Origin of the sequence: Marisediminicola sp. UYEF4, assembly GCF_040546025.1 — a bacterium.
In the GTDB taxonomy this organism is placed as follows: Bacteria; Actinomycetota; Actinomycetes; order Actinomycetales; family Microbacteriaceae; genus Marisediminicola.
The window spans coordinates 1-13628 of sequence record NZ_JBEPNA010000023.1 but is presented as its reverse complement, the minus strand read 5'-3'; the positions used below and the strand labels follow the sequence as shown (position 1 = coordinate 13628).

The window sequence follows — 13628 nt, the reverse complement described above, 5'->3', positions numbered from 1 at the left end:
CCTCCCACCGGCGGCTACAGCACGTTGATGGCGGTCGCCCTCCAGCGGGAGTCCATTCCCTCGAGGCGAATGGCGACCGCGCGGGTCCTCGCGCGCCCGCGCACGATGGTGACTGCCTCGACGACGCCGTCGCGCGGCTCGCAGATCGAGGTCGAGCCGATCGAGAAATTGGGCCTCGCGGGCGCCTGGCCCTTCGCCTGACGGGCCCTGGCCGACAGCACGACACGCTTGAGCAGATGTCGATACACGTCATCCGTGACCCATCGGGAGATCTGCTCGAGATCCCGTGCCCCAGCGAGGATCTCGATGACGCAGCGCGTGAGGTTCTCCAGGAGCGGAGTCGGCGCGGGAAGCGCGGAGCTGGATGCCGGTTGGTGCCCGAAGAACTCCTCGGAATCGAAGCGGGCCTTCTGCGCCCCCTGGGCCGCAGACGTCTCTGCGGGGGAGGGGCGCCCCTCAGGAAACACAGTGCTCATAGCTGGCTCCGAACGCTCGGGTGGCGGCGTGAACCCGTCCCCGTGCGGGGGACGAGTGACATGAGAGTGCCACTGTCTCACCGGCCATAGCCCCTGTCCACGCCCCACTAATGGGCTGTGGATAACCTCCGGTGGCTCCGCCACGGTGTGGTTAGCGTCACAGAATGCGCTGGGACGACCTGTTCGACGACCTCGAGGGCCAGCTCGAGCATGAGCTCAGCGTCGACGAGGTCGACCTGCGGGCGGAGGAAGAGCGGCTGCGGCTCGGACGTCTCGCGCTGCGCGATCGGATCATCGCGATCCGCGGCTCGGAGCCGAAGCACTCGCCCTGGTCGATTCGCCTTCGACTCATGAGCGGCAGGCACATCGACGTGCGCCCCGACACGATCGGCAGGGACTGGTTCTCGGCCGACCTGGTCGGCGATGGCGTCAGGCGAAGCCAGTGCATTGTTCCGCTCGGCGCGATCTCCGGCATCCTCCTCACTCGCTCCCAGGTCGCGCAGTCCCTCGCCGGCCCCGACCCGGAACAGCGGGAGCGCGGGCTGTCGGCGCGTCTCACCCTCGGGTTCGTGCTGCGCGATCTGTGCCGGCGCCGCACCTCGGTCGAACTCGACCTGCTCGACGAGACCCTCGCGGGAACGATCGACAGGGTCGGGCGGGACCACCTCGACCTCGCCGTGCACGAGCCGGGATCGGCCAGGCGCGAGTCCGCCGTGAGCCAGTATCGCCTCGTCCCGTTCGCTCAGCTGTCGCTCGTGCGGTTCTGAGGCCTGATCCTCGGGTCGAAGGAGTACTCGGGGAGGTCGGCATATTCGGCCTGGTGCCAGAGCCCGATCCGGCGGGACTCCTCGTACTTCGCGTCGATGTAGGACTCCAGCACGCTGCGCTCGATGCGCCAGTGGCGGCTCGCGCCGATCTTGATGGCTGGCAGCTCTCCCGAGCGGACGAGCGAGTAGGCCTGGCGCGCCGAGATGTTGAGAAGCTCGGCAGTGTCGGCCAGAGTCAGGAACCGGCCCAGCGCGCCGGCGTTCTCGATCCCGTTCATTCGACGATTATGAGGGTCGCGCCCGCCGATGAACCGGGCTGTGGATAACTTTCCCCGGAGGCGGCTGGGAGCGCTGAGATGAACACCTGACTGATCGGCATCCGAGGGAGCAGGTGGGAATGAAGCGCAGCAGCCCGGCGGCGCCCCGGGAACGGGTGCCGCGATCATTCTGGTTCGACCCGCGATTCGGCCTCGGACTCGCGCTCGTCGTCGCCTCCATCACGGGTGTCGTGTGGCTCGTCTCCGCCGCCGACCGCACCGTCGAGGTGTGGGCGGCGCGCTCGGCCCTCAGCCCGGGGGACCTGGTGACCGGCGATGACCTCGCGCTGCGCAGCGTGCGGCTCGGCGACACCGCCGACCTCTACGTCGGCGCAGGGATGCTCGGCGACAGCGGGCTTGTCGTGACGCGCGCGGTGGCGGCCGGAGAACTTGTCCCCGCCTCCGCGGTCGGGGCGCCGGAGGGTGTGCAGCTTGCCTCCGTGGTCGTGACTGTGCGCGGCGACCTGCCCCAGTCGGTCGAATCGGGCTCGGTCGTCGACCTGTGGTCGGCTCCGCAGACCGACGAGCGCGGCTTTGGTCCGCCGGCGGTTCTCGTCGGCTCCGCGACCGTGGTCCGGGTGTTGGAAGCCGACGGGCTCATCGTGGGCAGCGCACAGGTCGGGGTGGAGATGCTCGTGCCGCGGTCGAGGATCGCCGCAGTGCTTGAGGCGATCGCCAACTCCGACGCGATGTCGCTGGTCCCCGTTAGCCTCCCGGTCGGGGGGTGAGCCGTGGCACGAATCGCGATCGCCGCGCCGGTCGTGCTCGAGGACAGGCTCCTCGACGAGCTGCGCCGCCACGGACACGGCACCGTCGCGCGGTGCGACAGCGCCGACGAGCTCGCCAGCATCCTCGCCGACTGCGGTGCCGATATCGCGATCGTCGCCGCCGGCCACCGGTACCTCACCGGGAGACTGCTCGAGGAGAGCGACGCGGAGGGGGTACGGGTCATCGCGCTGGTCGCCTCGGATGCCGAGCGCCGCCATGCGGCTGCCCTCGGCCTCCACGAACTCGCCGAGGCGGACGGCCCGTGGTCGCAGATTGAGAGCCTCATCGCCGGTACCGTGGCCGCGCCGCCGCGACGAACCGGACGCGGAAGGGTCATCGCGGTGTGGGGGCCGGCCGGCTCGCCGGGGCGTACGACCATCGCGATCGCCGTCGCCGCCGAACTCGCTGCTGCCGGGGCGAGCGTCGCGCTGGCCGACGTCGACACCCACAGCGGTTCGATCGCGCCTGCGCTCGGACTACTCGACGAGGCGCCCGGGTTCGCCGCCGCCTGCCGCCTCGCCGGGGCGAACAGCCTCAGCCGGGGCGAGCTCGAGCGCATTGGCGAGCGCTACCTCTCCGGCCACGGGAGCTTCTGGGTGTTGACCGGCATCGGCCGGCCCAACCGGTGGCCGGAGCTGTCCGGCGACCGTGTCGCCGCCACCCTGCGAGAGTGTCGGGACTGGGTCGACTACACCGTCGTCGACACGGGGGCGAGTCTCGAGAACGACGAGGAGATCTCCAGCGACCTGTTCGCTCCCCGGCGCAACGCCGCCACCATCGCCGCGCTGCGGGAGGCCGATGACGTCATCGCCGTGGGCTCCGCCGACCCGGTCGGCCTCTCCCGGTTCCTCCGCGCACACGTCGACCTCGTCGAGACCGTGCTCACCGACCGCGTCACGGTCGTGATGAACCGGGTGAGGCCCGGCGCGATCGGTCCGCACCCCGCTGCGCAGGTCGCCCAGGCGCTGCTGCGCTTCGGCGGGATCTCGTCGCCCGTGATCGTGCCGAATGACCAGCCTGCACTCGACACAGCGCTGCTCACCGGTCGTTCGCTGCGGGATGTCTCGATGCGGTCGCCGGCCCGCGTCGCGATCGGACGGTTCGTTGCCGCGCGCCTACTGCCCGAGCCGGCGGCGACGGTCCCGACACGGCGTGTGGGGCCATTCAGTCGGCGAGCGGGATCACCTCGAGCAGGTCGCCGGGACCGGTCACGATGAGTACACGAGCTCCGGTGACCCCATCGAGGGCGGCAGCGACCCGATCCGCGGACGGGGCAACCGTCGCCGTCTCTGCACGCCTCCAGACGCTCACAGCGGCGCCGCTCGCCTCACGCACCGCACGCACGAGCGGGTCCGGGTCGGCTCCGGTGACGAGCAGCACGCGCCCGATGGTGCGGCGTCGTCCCGGCATAGCGGCGATCCGGGCGGCATCCCGGCGCCACACCGCGAAGTGGTACGCCGCCACGAGAGCGGTCGCGGTGAGCAGTCCGAGCGAGGCCCGGACGCGCTCGAGCAGGCTGCCGCCGCTCGCTCCGCCGAGCGTGAACTCGAAGACTCGGTAGCCGATTACGAGAAGGGTGATGAGCGCGACGACGGCGCTCAGGCCGAAGACGGCGATCAGGTACACGCGCCGGCCGGTGGCGCCGATCGCATCCGTGTGCACGGGGACGGTGGGCCGCCACGCTACCCACCACAGCGGTGCGCCGACGGCGAGGGAGCTGATGCCCGCGAGCAGGAGTGTGCGGGCGCCGGACTCGGCGAGCGGGCTGCCGATCGCGGCGAGCAGCGAGTTGACGATGATCCCGATCCCGGAGGCTGCCGCGGCCAGGCCCACACCCGACGTCACGAGACGCGTGGCCAGACCGATCTGGCCCGTGTCGCGTGTCGCGATACCCCGGTAGTAGACCCAGACGAGCGAGCCGATGGCGGCCGTAGCGATCGCGGTCCCGAGCGGCTCGAGGATGGAAGAAACCGAGCTGCTGCGATCGACGGCGAGTTCCAGCAGCACGAAGAGCGTCGTTCCGAGACCCCCCAGGGTCAGGATGACGGCGCCGAGAGCAGCAACGATGACGAGGGCGACGGCGGCGAATCCGGAGCGGAGCAGCCCGGCGCGATCACGGAACCAGTGCCACCACCAGATTGCGCTGCCGCCGGCCGCCCAGACCAGCCCCTGCAGGGTCGTCTGCCACCAGGGTGAGCCCGCGATCGCCGCATCGCCCGTGCCGCCGATCGCGGCATCGAGCACACTCCCGATCGCGGTGACGGCCCCGCCCACCCCGAGGATGAGCCCGAACACGTACCCGATGACGGGGGCGAGGTCCACGAGCTGCGTCGCGCTCTTCGCCGGGTGGTGGCGCATCCACTGGTGCCACAGCCAGACGAGCGCCCAGACGAGACCGGAGGCGAAAGCCTGCGGCTGCCACCGCCCGTCGACACCAGCCGAGGCGGTGGCCAGCAGCGACGTCGAGAACGTGATTAGCGACACCGTCGACATCGCGGCGAGGTAGAGGCCCCACGCGACCGATGAGCGCTCGGCGGCATCGGTGGATCCGCGCCAGAGGAACCACCAGAGCACCAGGGCCAGGGGACCGCCAACGAGAGTGAACGCGAGGGCCCGGGCAAGGCCGGCGGTGTCCCCGACCGCGAGTTCATTGCCGGCATCCAGCACCCGCCCGACCAGTCCGCTGAGCCCGATGGCGGCGATCGTGACGGTCGCGAAGAGGAGCACGAAGACGATCAGGCGCCGCACACTCCTGCCAGCCCCTCCCGCGATGCCGGGAGTGGCCTGCGCCGCGGTCACGGGAGCATCCGGCAGATGTCGAGTGGCCACGGAACGCCTTCGATCAGCCACTCGCCGTCGATCATCGCGAGGTCGAAGTCCTCCTGGAACTCCTGCTCGTCGATGCCGAAGGGGCCATTCTCGTAGATCGTCGTGATCGACACGCGCACGTCCGCGGTGTCGTCGCGCCGGGTCGTTGACACCAGGGTCACCCGGACGTTGTCGGTGGACTCCGAGTCGAACGTGTCGCAGTCGTCGGCGACGTCAGGCGAGAGGTACTCCACGGCGCCGCGCTCATCGCCCGCGATCACGGCGGCCGAGTAGCGCTGTACCACTCCCTCCGGCGTGTCCGCGTCGAGAAGTGCCGGCGCGCCTCGGGTCAGAACGACGATGAGCGCGACGATCACGAGAGCGGCGATGACCGCGACGATCGCCCAGAGGGCGCGGTCCCGTCGCGGACCCGCCGAGACATTGGCGTCGGGCGCTGCACCCGGGGCGGAATCGTTCTCCATTCGCTCAGCTTGGCCTTGTGGAGTGCTGCTCGACAAGGACCAAAGTCATGACTGTCGAGCGGTGCCGTCCCCGCGGCTGTCCTCGGGGCGCGGAACGTGGTTCGCTGGGGGAATGACCCAGGTACCGATGTTCCCCCTCGGCTCAGTGCTCTTCCCGCACATGCCCCTTCTCCTGCGGGTTTTCGAGGAGCGCTACCTCGTGATGCTCGCACGGATGGTCGAGGAGGAGTCGACGCAGTTCGGGGTCGTGCTGATCGAGCGCGGTCAGGAGGTCGGCGGGGGAGAGCAGCGCTTCGCGTTCGGCACCCTCGCGCACATCGCGCAGTTGGGTGAGCAGGAGGGGGTCGTTGCGCTCGTCGCGCAGGGCGAGCACCGATTCGAGGTTGTCGAGTGGCTCGAGGAGTCCCCCTACCCGACCGCCGTGATTCGGGAGCTGCCCGACCTGGACTGGGACGAGTCGCTCCGGCCGCTGCGCGCGCGGGCGGAGTCCGCCGTGCGCCGCACTCTCGCCCTCGCGAGCGAGTTCGCGGACATGCCGTGGGCCTCGGACGTGGAACTGGCGGATGACCCGGCTGCGGCGGCCTGGCAGCTCGCCGCAATTTCGCCGCTCGGGCCTCTCGACCAGGTGCAGTTGCTGCGCTCGGCGTCGATGGAGGAGCTGCTCGGCAACCTTCTCGAGTTGACGACCGCGGCGGCGGAGGCCTACAGCGCGCCGTGGCCCGACGAGTGAGGCCGACTGCGCGCACGGGACGGCCCGCAGCGCCGGTTACGCTGTAATGCGTGTCGACCCTCAGTGATCTCGTGCTCGCGCAAGGCAGGTCCAGCGAGGCCGACGTCGAATGGCTGCACCTCCTCGTCGGGGACTGGCAGCTTCTCGCCGACCTCGCCTTCGCTGACATTGTGCTCTGGGTGCCGACCACCGGCGACTCGTTCGTCGCGGTCGCCCACGCCCGCCCGTCGAGCTCGGCGACGCTCTTCTACCGCGACTTCGTCGGGCAGAGCATCAAGCCCGAGTGGCGCAAGCAGGTCACCGACGCCTTCCAGTCGAGCCAGATCATCGACTCCGCGGCGCCGGACTGGTACGAGGAGACCCCGACCAGGGTGCGCGCGGTGCCCGTGCTCCGCCGGCTCGCCGTCAACGGGTCCGAGACGACGAAGCACCCCGTCGCCATCATCACCCGGCATACGAATCTCAGCGAGGCGCGCACGCCCAGCCGGCAGGAACTGACCTTCAACGAGTGCGCCAACGACCTGTTCGCCATGATCGCGGCCGGGGACTTCCCCGACCTCGGGGCTCCGACGGGGCCGCGCCGGGGCGCCCCCCGCGCATCCGACGGGCTCATCCGCCTCGACGTCGACGGCATGGTGACTTTCGCGAGCCCCAACGGCCTGTCTGCCTTCAACCGCATGGGGTTCGCCGGCGAACTCGAGGGGGAGTCCCTCGCCGAGGTGGCCACCGGGCTGCTCAAGGGCCAAGTCATCATCGACGAGTCGCTGCCGCTCGTCGTGACGGGCCGCGCGCCGTGGCGCACCGACATTGAGGCGCGCGGGGTGGCGGTGTCGCTGCGCGCGATCCCGATCCGCGACCGCGGCGAGCGGGTCGGTGCGATTGTGCTGTGCCGGGATGTCACCGAGCTGCGGCACCAGGAACGCGAGCTGATCACGAAGGATGCGACGATCAGGGAGATCCATCACCGGGTCAAGAACAACCTGCAGACGGTGGCGTCGCTGCTGCGCATCCAGGCCCGCCGCACGAGGTCGGAGGAGGCGCGGGAGTCGCTCAACCAGGCGATGCGCCGGGTCGCGGCGATCGCCGTCGTGCACGACACCCTCAGCGAGGGCCTCAACCAGAACGTCGACTTCGATGCCGTGTTCGACCGCGTACTCCTGCTCATCGCCGAGGTCGCCTCGACCCACAACACGAAGGTGCACCCGAAGTCGACGGGCAGCTTCGGCAACCTGCCGAGCGAGTACGCCACCCCGCTCGCGCTCGCGCTCACGGAGCTCGTCACGAACGCCGTCGAGCACGGCCTCGCCGGGCGGGAGGGTGACGTCGAGATTATCGCGGACCGGAACGACGAGCGGCTCAGCGTCAAGGTGCGCGACACGGGCAGCGGCCTTCCCGAGGGCAAGGTCGGGTCGGGGCTCGGCACCCAAATCGTCCGCACGCTCATCCAGGGCGAACTCGGCGGCACGATCGACTGGCACACGATGGTCGGCAGCGGCACCGAAGTGACTATCGATATTCCGCTCGCTTGGATCACCGTTCGCTAGGTGGGCCAGAAACCAGAAACGGCACCTGGCTCCCGCGGAGCGGGGTCAGATGCCGGATCGGTGCGTCGGCCGCTGGCCGACGACGGGTTCGAGGCGGGTGTTAGGAGGCGCGGCGGGCGCGTGCGGCGCGACGCTTGAGGGCGCGGCGCTCGTCTTCGCTCAGGCCGCCCCAGACGCCGGAATCCTGGCTCGTCTCGAGCGCGTACTGAAGGCACTGTTCGGAGACGCTGCAACGGCCGCAGACCATTTTCGCCTTCTCGATCTGGTCGACCGCCGGTCCCGTGTTGCCGACGGGGAAGAAGAGCTCGGGGTCGGCCGTGAGGCAGGCTGCGTTGTCGCGCCAATCCATGGGGGGTACTCCTTTGATTTGTTGCTACGTGTGGTCGAGAGACCAAGAACTTTCGACGATGTCCGGCCGACAAGCGGCGGGTTAAACATCGAGGAGGTTGGGCTCACGACCTTGTAAGCTTCAAAATCAACCTCACATAGACTCTCATACTGACCATGGCAAATCAATAGTTTTGTATCGGAAGGCACTGTGAGCGGACCATCCCCGGACGCCCGCGACAGCGCGCGCGACCCGCTCCGATCGGCCCCGCTGAAGGCGCTCGTCGGCCTCCTTCTCGTCGAGGCGGTCGCGCTCGCGGGGCTCACCGCGTTCCTCCTGTTCGAGATCCTCACCGACGTTCCCGATTCGTATGCCGCGGCGATCGGCATCACGGTTCTTGCCGCGATCGCGACGCTCTGGCTCTCAATCATCGCGATCAACACGCTGCGCGGATTCGCGTGGGTGCGCGGGGCAATAGTAACGATGCAGGTGCTGCAGCTCGCCGTCGCGATCGGAAGCTTCCAAGGCCTGTTCGCGCGCACGGACATCGGCTGGCTCCTGCTCGTTCCCGCGGTGGCAGTGCTCGCGCTGCTGTTCAGCCGCCCCGTGATGGCGGCGACGGCGAGGCGCGGAGACTAGAGCGCGGCTTCGTGTGCGCTGTCCGGTGTCACCACACGTAACGCAGGAGTCTCGGCGGACTCGCCGCGTTCCGGGGCAGCGCGAGGCGGCGAGTCGCCGTTTCTCCTGCCGAAGTGTCACGCGCCTCGCGGCGCGGCTCGCGCGACTAGAGCAGGCCGAGTTTCTTTCGCAGCGAGGCGACGTGACCGGTTGCCTTCACGTTGTACAGCGGCAGCTCGATGGTGCCCTGCTCGTCGATCACGAAGGTCGAGCGGAGTACCCCGGTCACCGTCTTGCCGTAGAGCGACTTCTCACCGTACGCGCCATAGGCCTTGTGTACCTCGAGGTCGGGGTCGCTGAGCAGCGGGAAGTTGAGGTTCTGCTCCGTGCGGAACTTCTGCAATGCCTCGGCGCCGTCCTTCGAGACCCCGAGCACCTGGTAACCGGCCGATTTCAGCGAGTTGAGGTTGTCGCGGAAATCGCAGGCTTCGGTCGTACAGCCGGGGGTGGATGCTGCCGGGTAGAAGTAGATAATGACCTTCCGGCCAGCGTGATCGGCGAGCGCCACAGGGGTGCCGTCGGAACCGTCGAGCGTGAATTCCGGGGCGGCGGTGCCGGCGGACAGGCGGGCAGAGTTATCGGTCATGGTGTCTCCAACGCGAGTCTTGGGGCGGTCGAGACTCATGCTAACCTTGATCCTCGGCTGCGGAATTCACCGCGGCCGCACGCATCCCTAGCTCAATTGGCAGAGCAACTGACTCTTAATCAGTGGGTTCTCGGTTCAAGTCCGAGGGGGTGCACCAGTCAATGGGCCTGAGCCCCGTAGTTACCTCACAACTACGAGGCTCAGGTGTTTTCACATATACCCTCAGCGGCACTCAAGTCGTCAGAAACTCGTCAAAAACCCCCACGGGCCCGCAGTCCGCGGGCCTCGTCACCCGGTTGTTTCGGGGTGTTCCCCGTTGACCTCCGGGTGGTGCCGGGAGTCCGTTCCTACCTACGAGGTATGAACGAGCCTCGCCCCTTCGCACAGCTGCCGAGCCGCCTTGAGCGACTGCTTACGGTGCAGCAGCTTTCGGACTACCTCGGCGTGCCGGTCAAGACACTCTACGAGTGGCGCACGCAGAAGGTCGGTCCTCGCGCGGTCAAGGTGGGGCGTGCGCTGCGCTACCCCGAGAGTCACGTGATCGACTGGCTGGAGGAGCAGTCGTGAGCCGCCCCGTTCAGCCGCTGGGCACCTACGGGTCGATCTCGGTGAGAAAGCTCGGGTCAAAGTATGCGGCCACCACGCGCTACCGCGACATGGACGGCGACTACCTCCGCATCCAGGCCACGGCAACCAGCGATACAAAGGCCACGAACGCGCTCAAAGCGAAGATCGCCGAGCAAGCGGCCACAGCGGGCGATAGTGACCTGGATCGCAACACCAGCCTGCGCGACCTCGCGAGCTACTGGCTGGAGGAGGTCCGCGTTACCGGACGGCAAGCTCCGCAGACGCTCGATGCCTACGAGCGCAGCCTGGAGGTAGTCGTGCTCCCGGCGCTCGGCCAGTTCCGGCTACGGGAGCTGACTGTCGGCCGCGTCGATCGGTTCCTGAAGGCACTTGCACCCCAACACCCGTCGCGCGCCCGTCGGGCCAAGATCGTGCTCGCGCTGGTCTTTGATCTCGCCGTGCGGCACGACGCGGTAGGCAAGAACCCGGTGCGCGACACCGCGCCCGTTCCGCGCGGACGCAAGGAGATTCGCAGCCTCGATCACGCCGAACTTGCGCGGCTGCGCGACGCCGTGGCGAAGTGGCGCACGGGCGAGAAGGTGCACGGTCCCAAGCCCGACGGTCAGCTCGCCGACGTCATCGAAACGATCCTTGGCACCTCTGCGCGCATCGGCGAAGCGCTGGCGATCCGCAAGTGCGACGTCGACATGACCGTCTCGCCACCGGAGATCACGATCAGCGGAACACTTGTGCAGCGCAGGGGGCACAGTCTGTACCGGCAGCCTCAGGTCAAACACTCGAAGGACTGGCGAATCATTGCCGTTCCGAGCTACACAGCCCAAGCCATTCGCTCACGGCTCGCGATGCTCGGCAACGTGCCCGACGATCACCCGATCTTCAGCACCCGCAACGGCACGTTCATCTCCCCGAACAATCTGCGCCGCCAGCTTCGCGCTGTGCTCGCGTCAGCGGGGCTGCGGGAGGACCTCGACCTGAGCGACATCACCCCGCACACATTCCGCAAGACCGTAGCCACGACGATCGACCAGGCAGCCTCCATAGACCTCGCCGCAGAACTGTCCTCGGTTGCCGCGAGAAGGTCACCGATCGGACTTAGATTGAGCGCATAGAAGGAGGGGCTGAGGCCGCCGCGCTCGCGCTCGAGGGAGGTTCTCGCTAGTAAGGTGCGATGAGGTTCTCTAAGGTGCGATGAGGTTCCCGCCCGGCAGCGTTTCCTTTATCTCACCGTCTCGTTCTTGCCCAATCAGGGGCCAGACGACAGCATTGTTTTCATACTGGAGGATTAGCGCCTGCGGACCCGCGGGAAGGTAGAGAGCCTGCCCAGCGGGGCGACCCGCCTTTGAGTCAGCGATTGCGGTATCCACGCCCTCAACGGGTGCCCCGTCGGATGCCGGATCGAGATACGCGACCACACTAGAACCTGCCCGCAGGCCGTCTTGGTAAGCATCCGTTTCCTGCCCGCCCGGATTCGGCAACTCGACATATACGAAGCCATCACTGTTTTCTTCGACGCTTCCCGACACGACCATCGGATCTCTCAGCACGAGCACGATGGTCGAGACCCCCGGTATCTTCTCGTTCGCGGGCACGATCTGAACTCGACCTTCTTGGACCCGCTCGATCGTTCCCGTCACCACGAGCTGACTCTGCTCCTCGAGTGCTGATGGAGAGTCCACTGGGTCGTAGTCGAAATCGATTCCCGCAAATTGTTCAACGCTCTGCTGAGCCGAGTACGACGTCGTCGTTGTCCCATCGCTCACGCATGCGGACATGGTGGTCGCAAAAACGATAGACCCTGCGAGGGCGGCAAACGGGGATCGCTTTACTGTGCGCATCGTATCCCCTTATTAGGTTTCGTTGATGTGGTCGCGGTGGTGCTGGTCACGGCCCGCTGAGTGGTGGAGTTTCTCAACACCGTGCGGGTCAGTTGTTCTAGCTTAGGCGGCGGCGAGTTCGGGCAGGATCACCGCCTCGTCGATGACCTCGATGGGGTTGTTCATGGTGGCCAGCTCGAGCGTGGATGCCTCGGAGAAGTAGCGGCGTTCGCCGGCCTCCCACTCGTCGTGCTGCTCGATCAGAACCGAACCGGCCAGGCGCAGGAGGGCGGCAGCGTTGGGGAAAACGCCGACGACGTCGGTGCGGCGTTTGATCTCCTTGTTCACCCGTTCGAGCGGGTTCGTGGACCAGATCTGGCGCCAGTGCCGCCTCGGGAATGCGGAGAAGGCGAGCAGGTCGGGTTGCGCGTCGACGAGCATCGCGGCGACCTTCGGGTGCGAGCGGGAGAGCATCGTGGTGACCTCGCGGAACTGCTTCTCGATATGCTCGTGATCGGGCTGGGCGAAGATGGTGCGGATGATCGAGGCGACCGTGTCCTGGGAGCCTTTCGGGATCACGGCGAGGACGTTGAGCATGAAATGCACCCGGCATCTCTGCCGGCCGGCACCCTGGAACACTGTCCCGATGGCCTTCTTCAGGCCGGTGTGAGCGTCAGACATGACTAGCTTTACCCGGTCGAGGCCGCGGGTATTCAACGACCGCAGAAAGCTAGCCCAGAAGCCCTCGTTCTCGCTGTCACCGACGTCGAAACAGAGCACTTCACGGCGGCCGTCAGCGGCCACTCCAACCGCCGCGACGATGGCTTGGGACACGATCCGGTGCCCGACCCGGGCCTTGCAGTAGGTGGCGTCGAGGAACACGTAGGGGAAGTCCTGCGCGGCGAGGGTTCGGTCACGGAACTCGGCGAACTCACCGTCCAGGCCTGCGCAGATCCGGGACACTTCCGACTTGGAAATCCCGGTGTCCGCACCGAGCGCTTTGACCAGATCGTCGACTTTCCGGGTCGAGACGCCGTGGACGTAGGCCTCCATCACGACCGCGAACAACGCTTGGTCGACCCGGCGGCGCCGCTCCAGCAGGGCTGGGAAGAACAACCCGGCGCGCAGCTTCGGGATCTTCAGGTCGAGGTCCCCGGCCGTCGTTGACAAGGACCTCGGGCGGGCGCCGTTTTGGTGGGTGGTGCGGTCGTGGGAGCGCTCTAACGGGGCGGCGCCGATGAATGCGGTCGCCTCCGCATCGATCAGTTCTTGATAGAGAGTTTCGGTCGCGACGCGGATGCGGTCGGTGACATCGGTGAGTTGGAGTTCTCCCAGCAGGTTCAGCAGTCCCGACTGGTCTAAAGCCATCGTGTGGTGTCCTTTGTGAGTTCTTTGATCGTTACTCACTGACCATCCCACGATGGCTCTTCGCGTCGACGAAGCAACGCTCAAGAGCGGGAAACCACACCACTCAAGAGGACGTCACCAGTCCCAGGGGATGCATCACTCTCCCTTGCGATTCCGCGGATTCTCAAGGGAGTTTCTCGTGGAGAAACTCGAGTTGCCCGTCATTTGCTTGGCATAACCCCATTTCGGCCGTCGGCTCTGGACTGTTTCTGCCTGGTTGCTGAACGGTGCGGCACGCTGCCGGGGGGGGGGGGGGGGGGGGGGGGGGGGGGGGGGGGGGGGGGGGTGGGTGGGGGGGGGGGGGGGGGGGGGGGCGGCGCGCGGGGGGGGGGCGG

General features: G+C 67.7%; 16 protein-coding genes and 1 tRNA gene. 9 read left to right on the top strand and 8 right to left on the bottom strand.

Annotated elements, in window-relative coordinates; translation table 11 throughout:
* Positions 1–14 precede the first annotated feature (14 nt).
* Positions 15–476, bottom strand: coding sequence for an Rv3235 family protein (locus ABIB15_RS14230; RefSeq protein WP_354480014.1), 462 nt, complete (start codon positions 474–476; stop codon positions 15–17).
* A 164-nt stretch (positions 477–640) separates the two neighbouring features.
* On the opposite strand from ABIB15_RS14230, the gene ABIB15_RS14225 reads away from it, so the two are divergent.
* Entirely contained in the window at positions 641–1243 is a 603-nt protein-coding gene (locus ABIB15_RS14225; protein ID WP_354480011.1) for a hypothetical protein, read from the top strand.
* On the opposite strand, the gene ABIB15_RS14220 is transcribed toward ABIB15_RS14225, so the two are convergent.
* Positions 1219–1521, bottom strand: a complete 303-nt coding sequence (locus ABIB15_RS14220) for a helix-turn-helix domain-containing protein (protein WP_354480009.1) — start codon at positions 1519–1521, stop codon at positions 1219–1221. The two genes, ABIB15_RS14225 and ABIB15_RS14220, sit on opposite strands and share 25 nt — an antisense overlap.
* A gap of 119 nt (positions 1522–1640) precedes the next feature.
* Here ABIB15_RS14220 and ABIB15_RS14215 point away from each other — a divergent pair, with 119 nt between their 5' ends.
* Positions 1641–2288, top strand: coding sequence for a hypothetical protein (locus tag ABIB15_RS14215; RefSeq protein ID WP_354480007.1), 648 nt, complete (start codon positions 1641–1643; stop codon positions 2286–2288).
* A 3-nt stretch (positions 2289–2291) separates the two neighbouring features.
* Positions 2292–3545 carry a CpaE/TadZ family protein gene (locus ABIB15_RS14210; RefSeq protein WP_354480004.1) on the top strand — a complete coding sequence of 418 codons (1254 nt, stop codon included), beginning with the start codon at positions 2292–2294 and terminating at the stop codon, positions 3543–3545.
* Here the strand turns inward: ABIB15_RS14210 and ABIB15_RS14205 are convergent.
* Positions 3493–5157, bottom strand: coding sequence for a DUF5671 domain-containing protein (locus ABIB15_RS14205; protein ID WP_354480001.1), 1665 nt, complete (start codon positions 5155–5157; stop codon positions 3493–3495). The two genes, ABIB15_RS14210 and ABIB15_RS14205, sit on opposite strands and share 53 nt — an antisense overlap.
* Complete coding sequence (locus ABIB15_RS14200; RefSeq protein ID WP_354479998.1) at positions 5124–5618, bottom strand: LpqB family beta-propeller domain-containing protein; 495 nt, start codon at positions 5616–5618, stop codon at positions 5124–5126. Before ABIB15_RS14200 ends, ABIB15_RS14205 begins: the two co-directional genes overlap by 34 nt.
* 112 nt (positions 5619–5730) lie before the next feature.
* Here ABIB15_RS14200 and ABIB15_RS14195 point away from each other — a divergent pair, with 112 nt between their 5' ends.
* Positions 5731–6348: an LON peptidase substrate-binding domain-containing protein gene (locus ABIB15_RS14195; RefSeq protein ID WP_354479995.1), complete on the top strand. Its 618-nt coding sequence runs from the start codon at positions 5731–5733 to the stop codon at positions 6346–6348.
* Positions 6349–6398: 50 nt separating this feature from the next.
* The gene (locus tag ABIB15_RS14190) at positions 6399–7892 is read left to right on the top strand and encodes a sensor histidine kinase (RefSeq protein WP_354479992.1); all 1494 of its coding nucleotides are present in this window, start codon (positions 6399–6401) and stop codon (positions 7890–7892) included.
* Between the two features lie 100 nt (positions 7893–7992).
* Here ABIB15_RS14190 and ABIB15_RS14185 read toward each other — a convergent pair whose 3' ends face one another.
* Positions 7993–8241 (bottom strand): WhiB family transcriptional regulator, encoded by a 249-nt coding sequence (locus ABIB15_RS14185; RefSeq protein ID WP_354479989.1) that lies wholly within the window; start codon positions 8239–8241, stop codon positions 7993–7995.
* Positions 8242–8430: 189 nt separating this feature from the next.
* Here ABIB15_RS14185 and ABIB15_RS14180 point away from each other — a divergent pair, with 189 nt between their 5' ends.
* Complete coding sequence (locus ABIB15_RS14180; RefSeq protein ID WP_354479986.1) at positions 8431–8859, top strand: hypothetical protein; 429 nt, start codon at positions 8431–8433, stop codon at positions 8857–8859.
* A gap of 145 nt (positions 8860–9004) precedes the next feature.
* Here ABIB15_RS14180 and bcp read toward each other — a convergent pair whose 3' ends face one another.
* A complete protein-coding gene (gene bcp, locus ABIB15_RS14175) occupies positions 9005–9484 on the bottom strand; it encodes a thioredoxin-dependent thiol peroxidase (RefSeq protein WP_354479983.1) in 480 nt (159 codons plus the stop codon).
* Between the two features lie 81 nt (positions 9485–9565).
* Between bcp and ABIB15_RS14170 the strand changes: the two genes are divergently transcribed.
* The 3 genes from ABIB15_RS14170 to ABIB15_RS14160 all read left to right on the top strand — a co-directional run bounded on the left by ABIB15_RS14170 (position 9566) and on the right by ABIB15_RS14160 (position 11181).
* Positions 9566–9641: transfer RNA gene (locus ABIB15_RS14170), tRNA-Lys, on the top strand.
* 203 nt (positions 9642–9844) lie between these two features.
* Positions 9845–10051, top strand: coding sequence for a helix-turn-helix domain-containing protein (locus tag ABIB15_RS14165; protein ID WP_354479980.1), 207 nt, complete (start codon positions 9845–9847; stop codon positions 10049–10051).
* On the top strand, positions 10048–11181 hold the full coding sequence (locus ABIB15_RS14160; protein WP_354479977.1) for a tyrosine-type recombinase/integrase: 1134 nt from the start codon (positions 10048–10050) through the stop codon (positions 11179–11181). Before ABIB15_RS14165 ends, ABIB15_RS14160 begins: the two co-directional genes overlap by 4 nt.
* A gap of 69 nt (positions 11182–11250) precedes the next feature.
* Here ABIB15_RS14160 and ABIB15_RS14155 read toward each other — a convergent pair whose 3' ends face one another.
* The gene (locus tag ABIB15_RS14155; protein ID WP_354479974.1) at positions 11251–11907 is read right to left on the bottom strand and encodes a hypothetical protein; all 657 of its coding nucleotides are present in this window, start codon (positions 11905–11907) and stop codon (positions 11251–11253) included.
* Positions 11908–12009: 102 nt separating this feature from the next.
* Entirely contained in the window at positions 12010–13254 is a 1245-nt protein-coding gene (locus ABIB15_RS14150; protein ID WP_354479971.1) for an IS256 family transposase, read from the bottom strand.
* Positions 13255–13628: the final 374 nt, after the last annotated feature.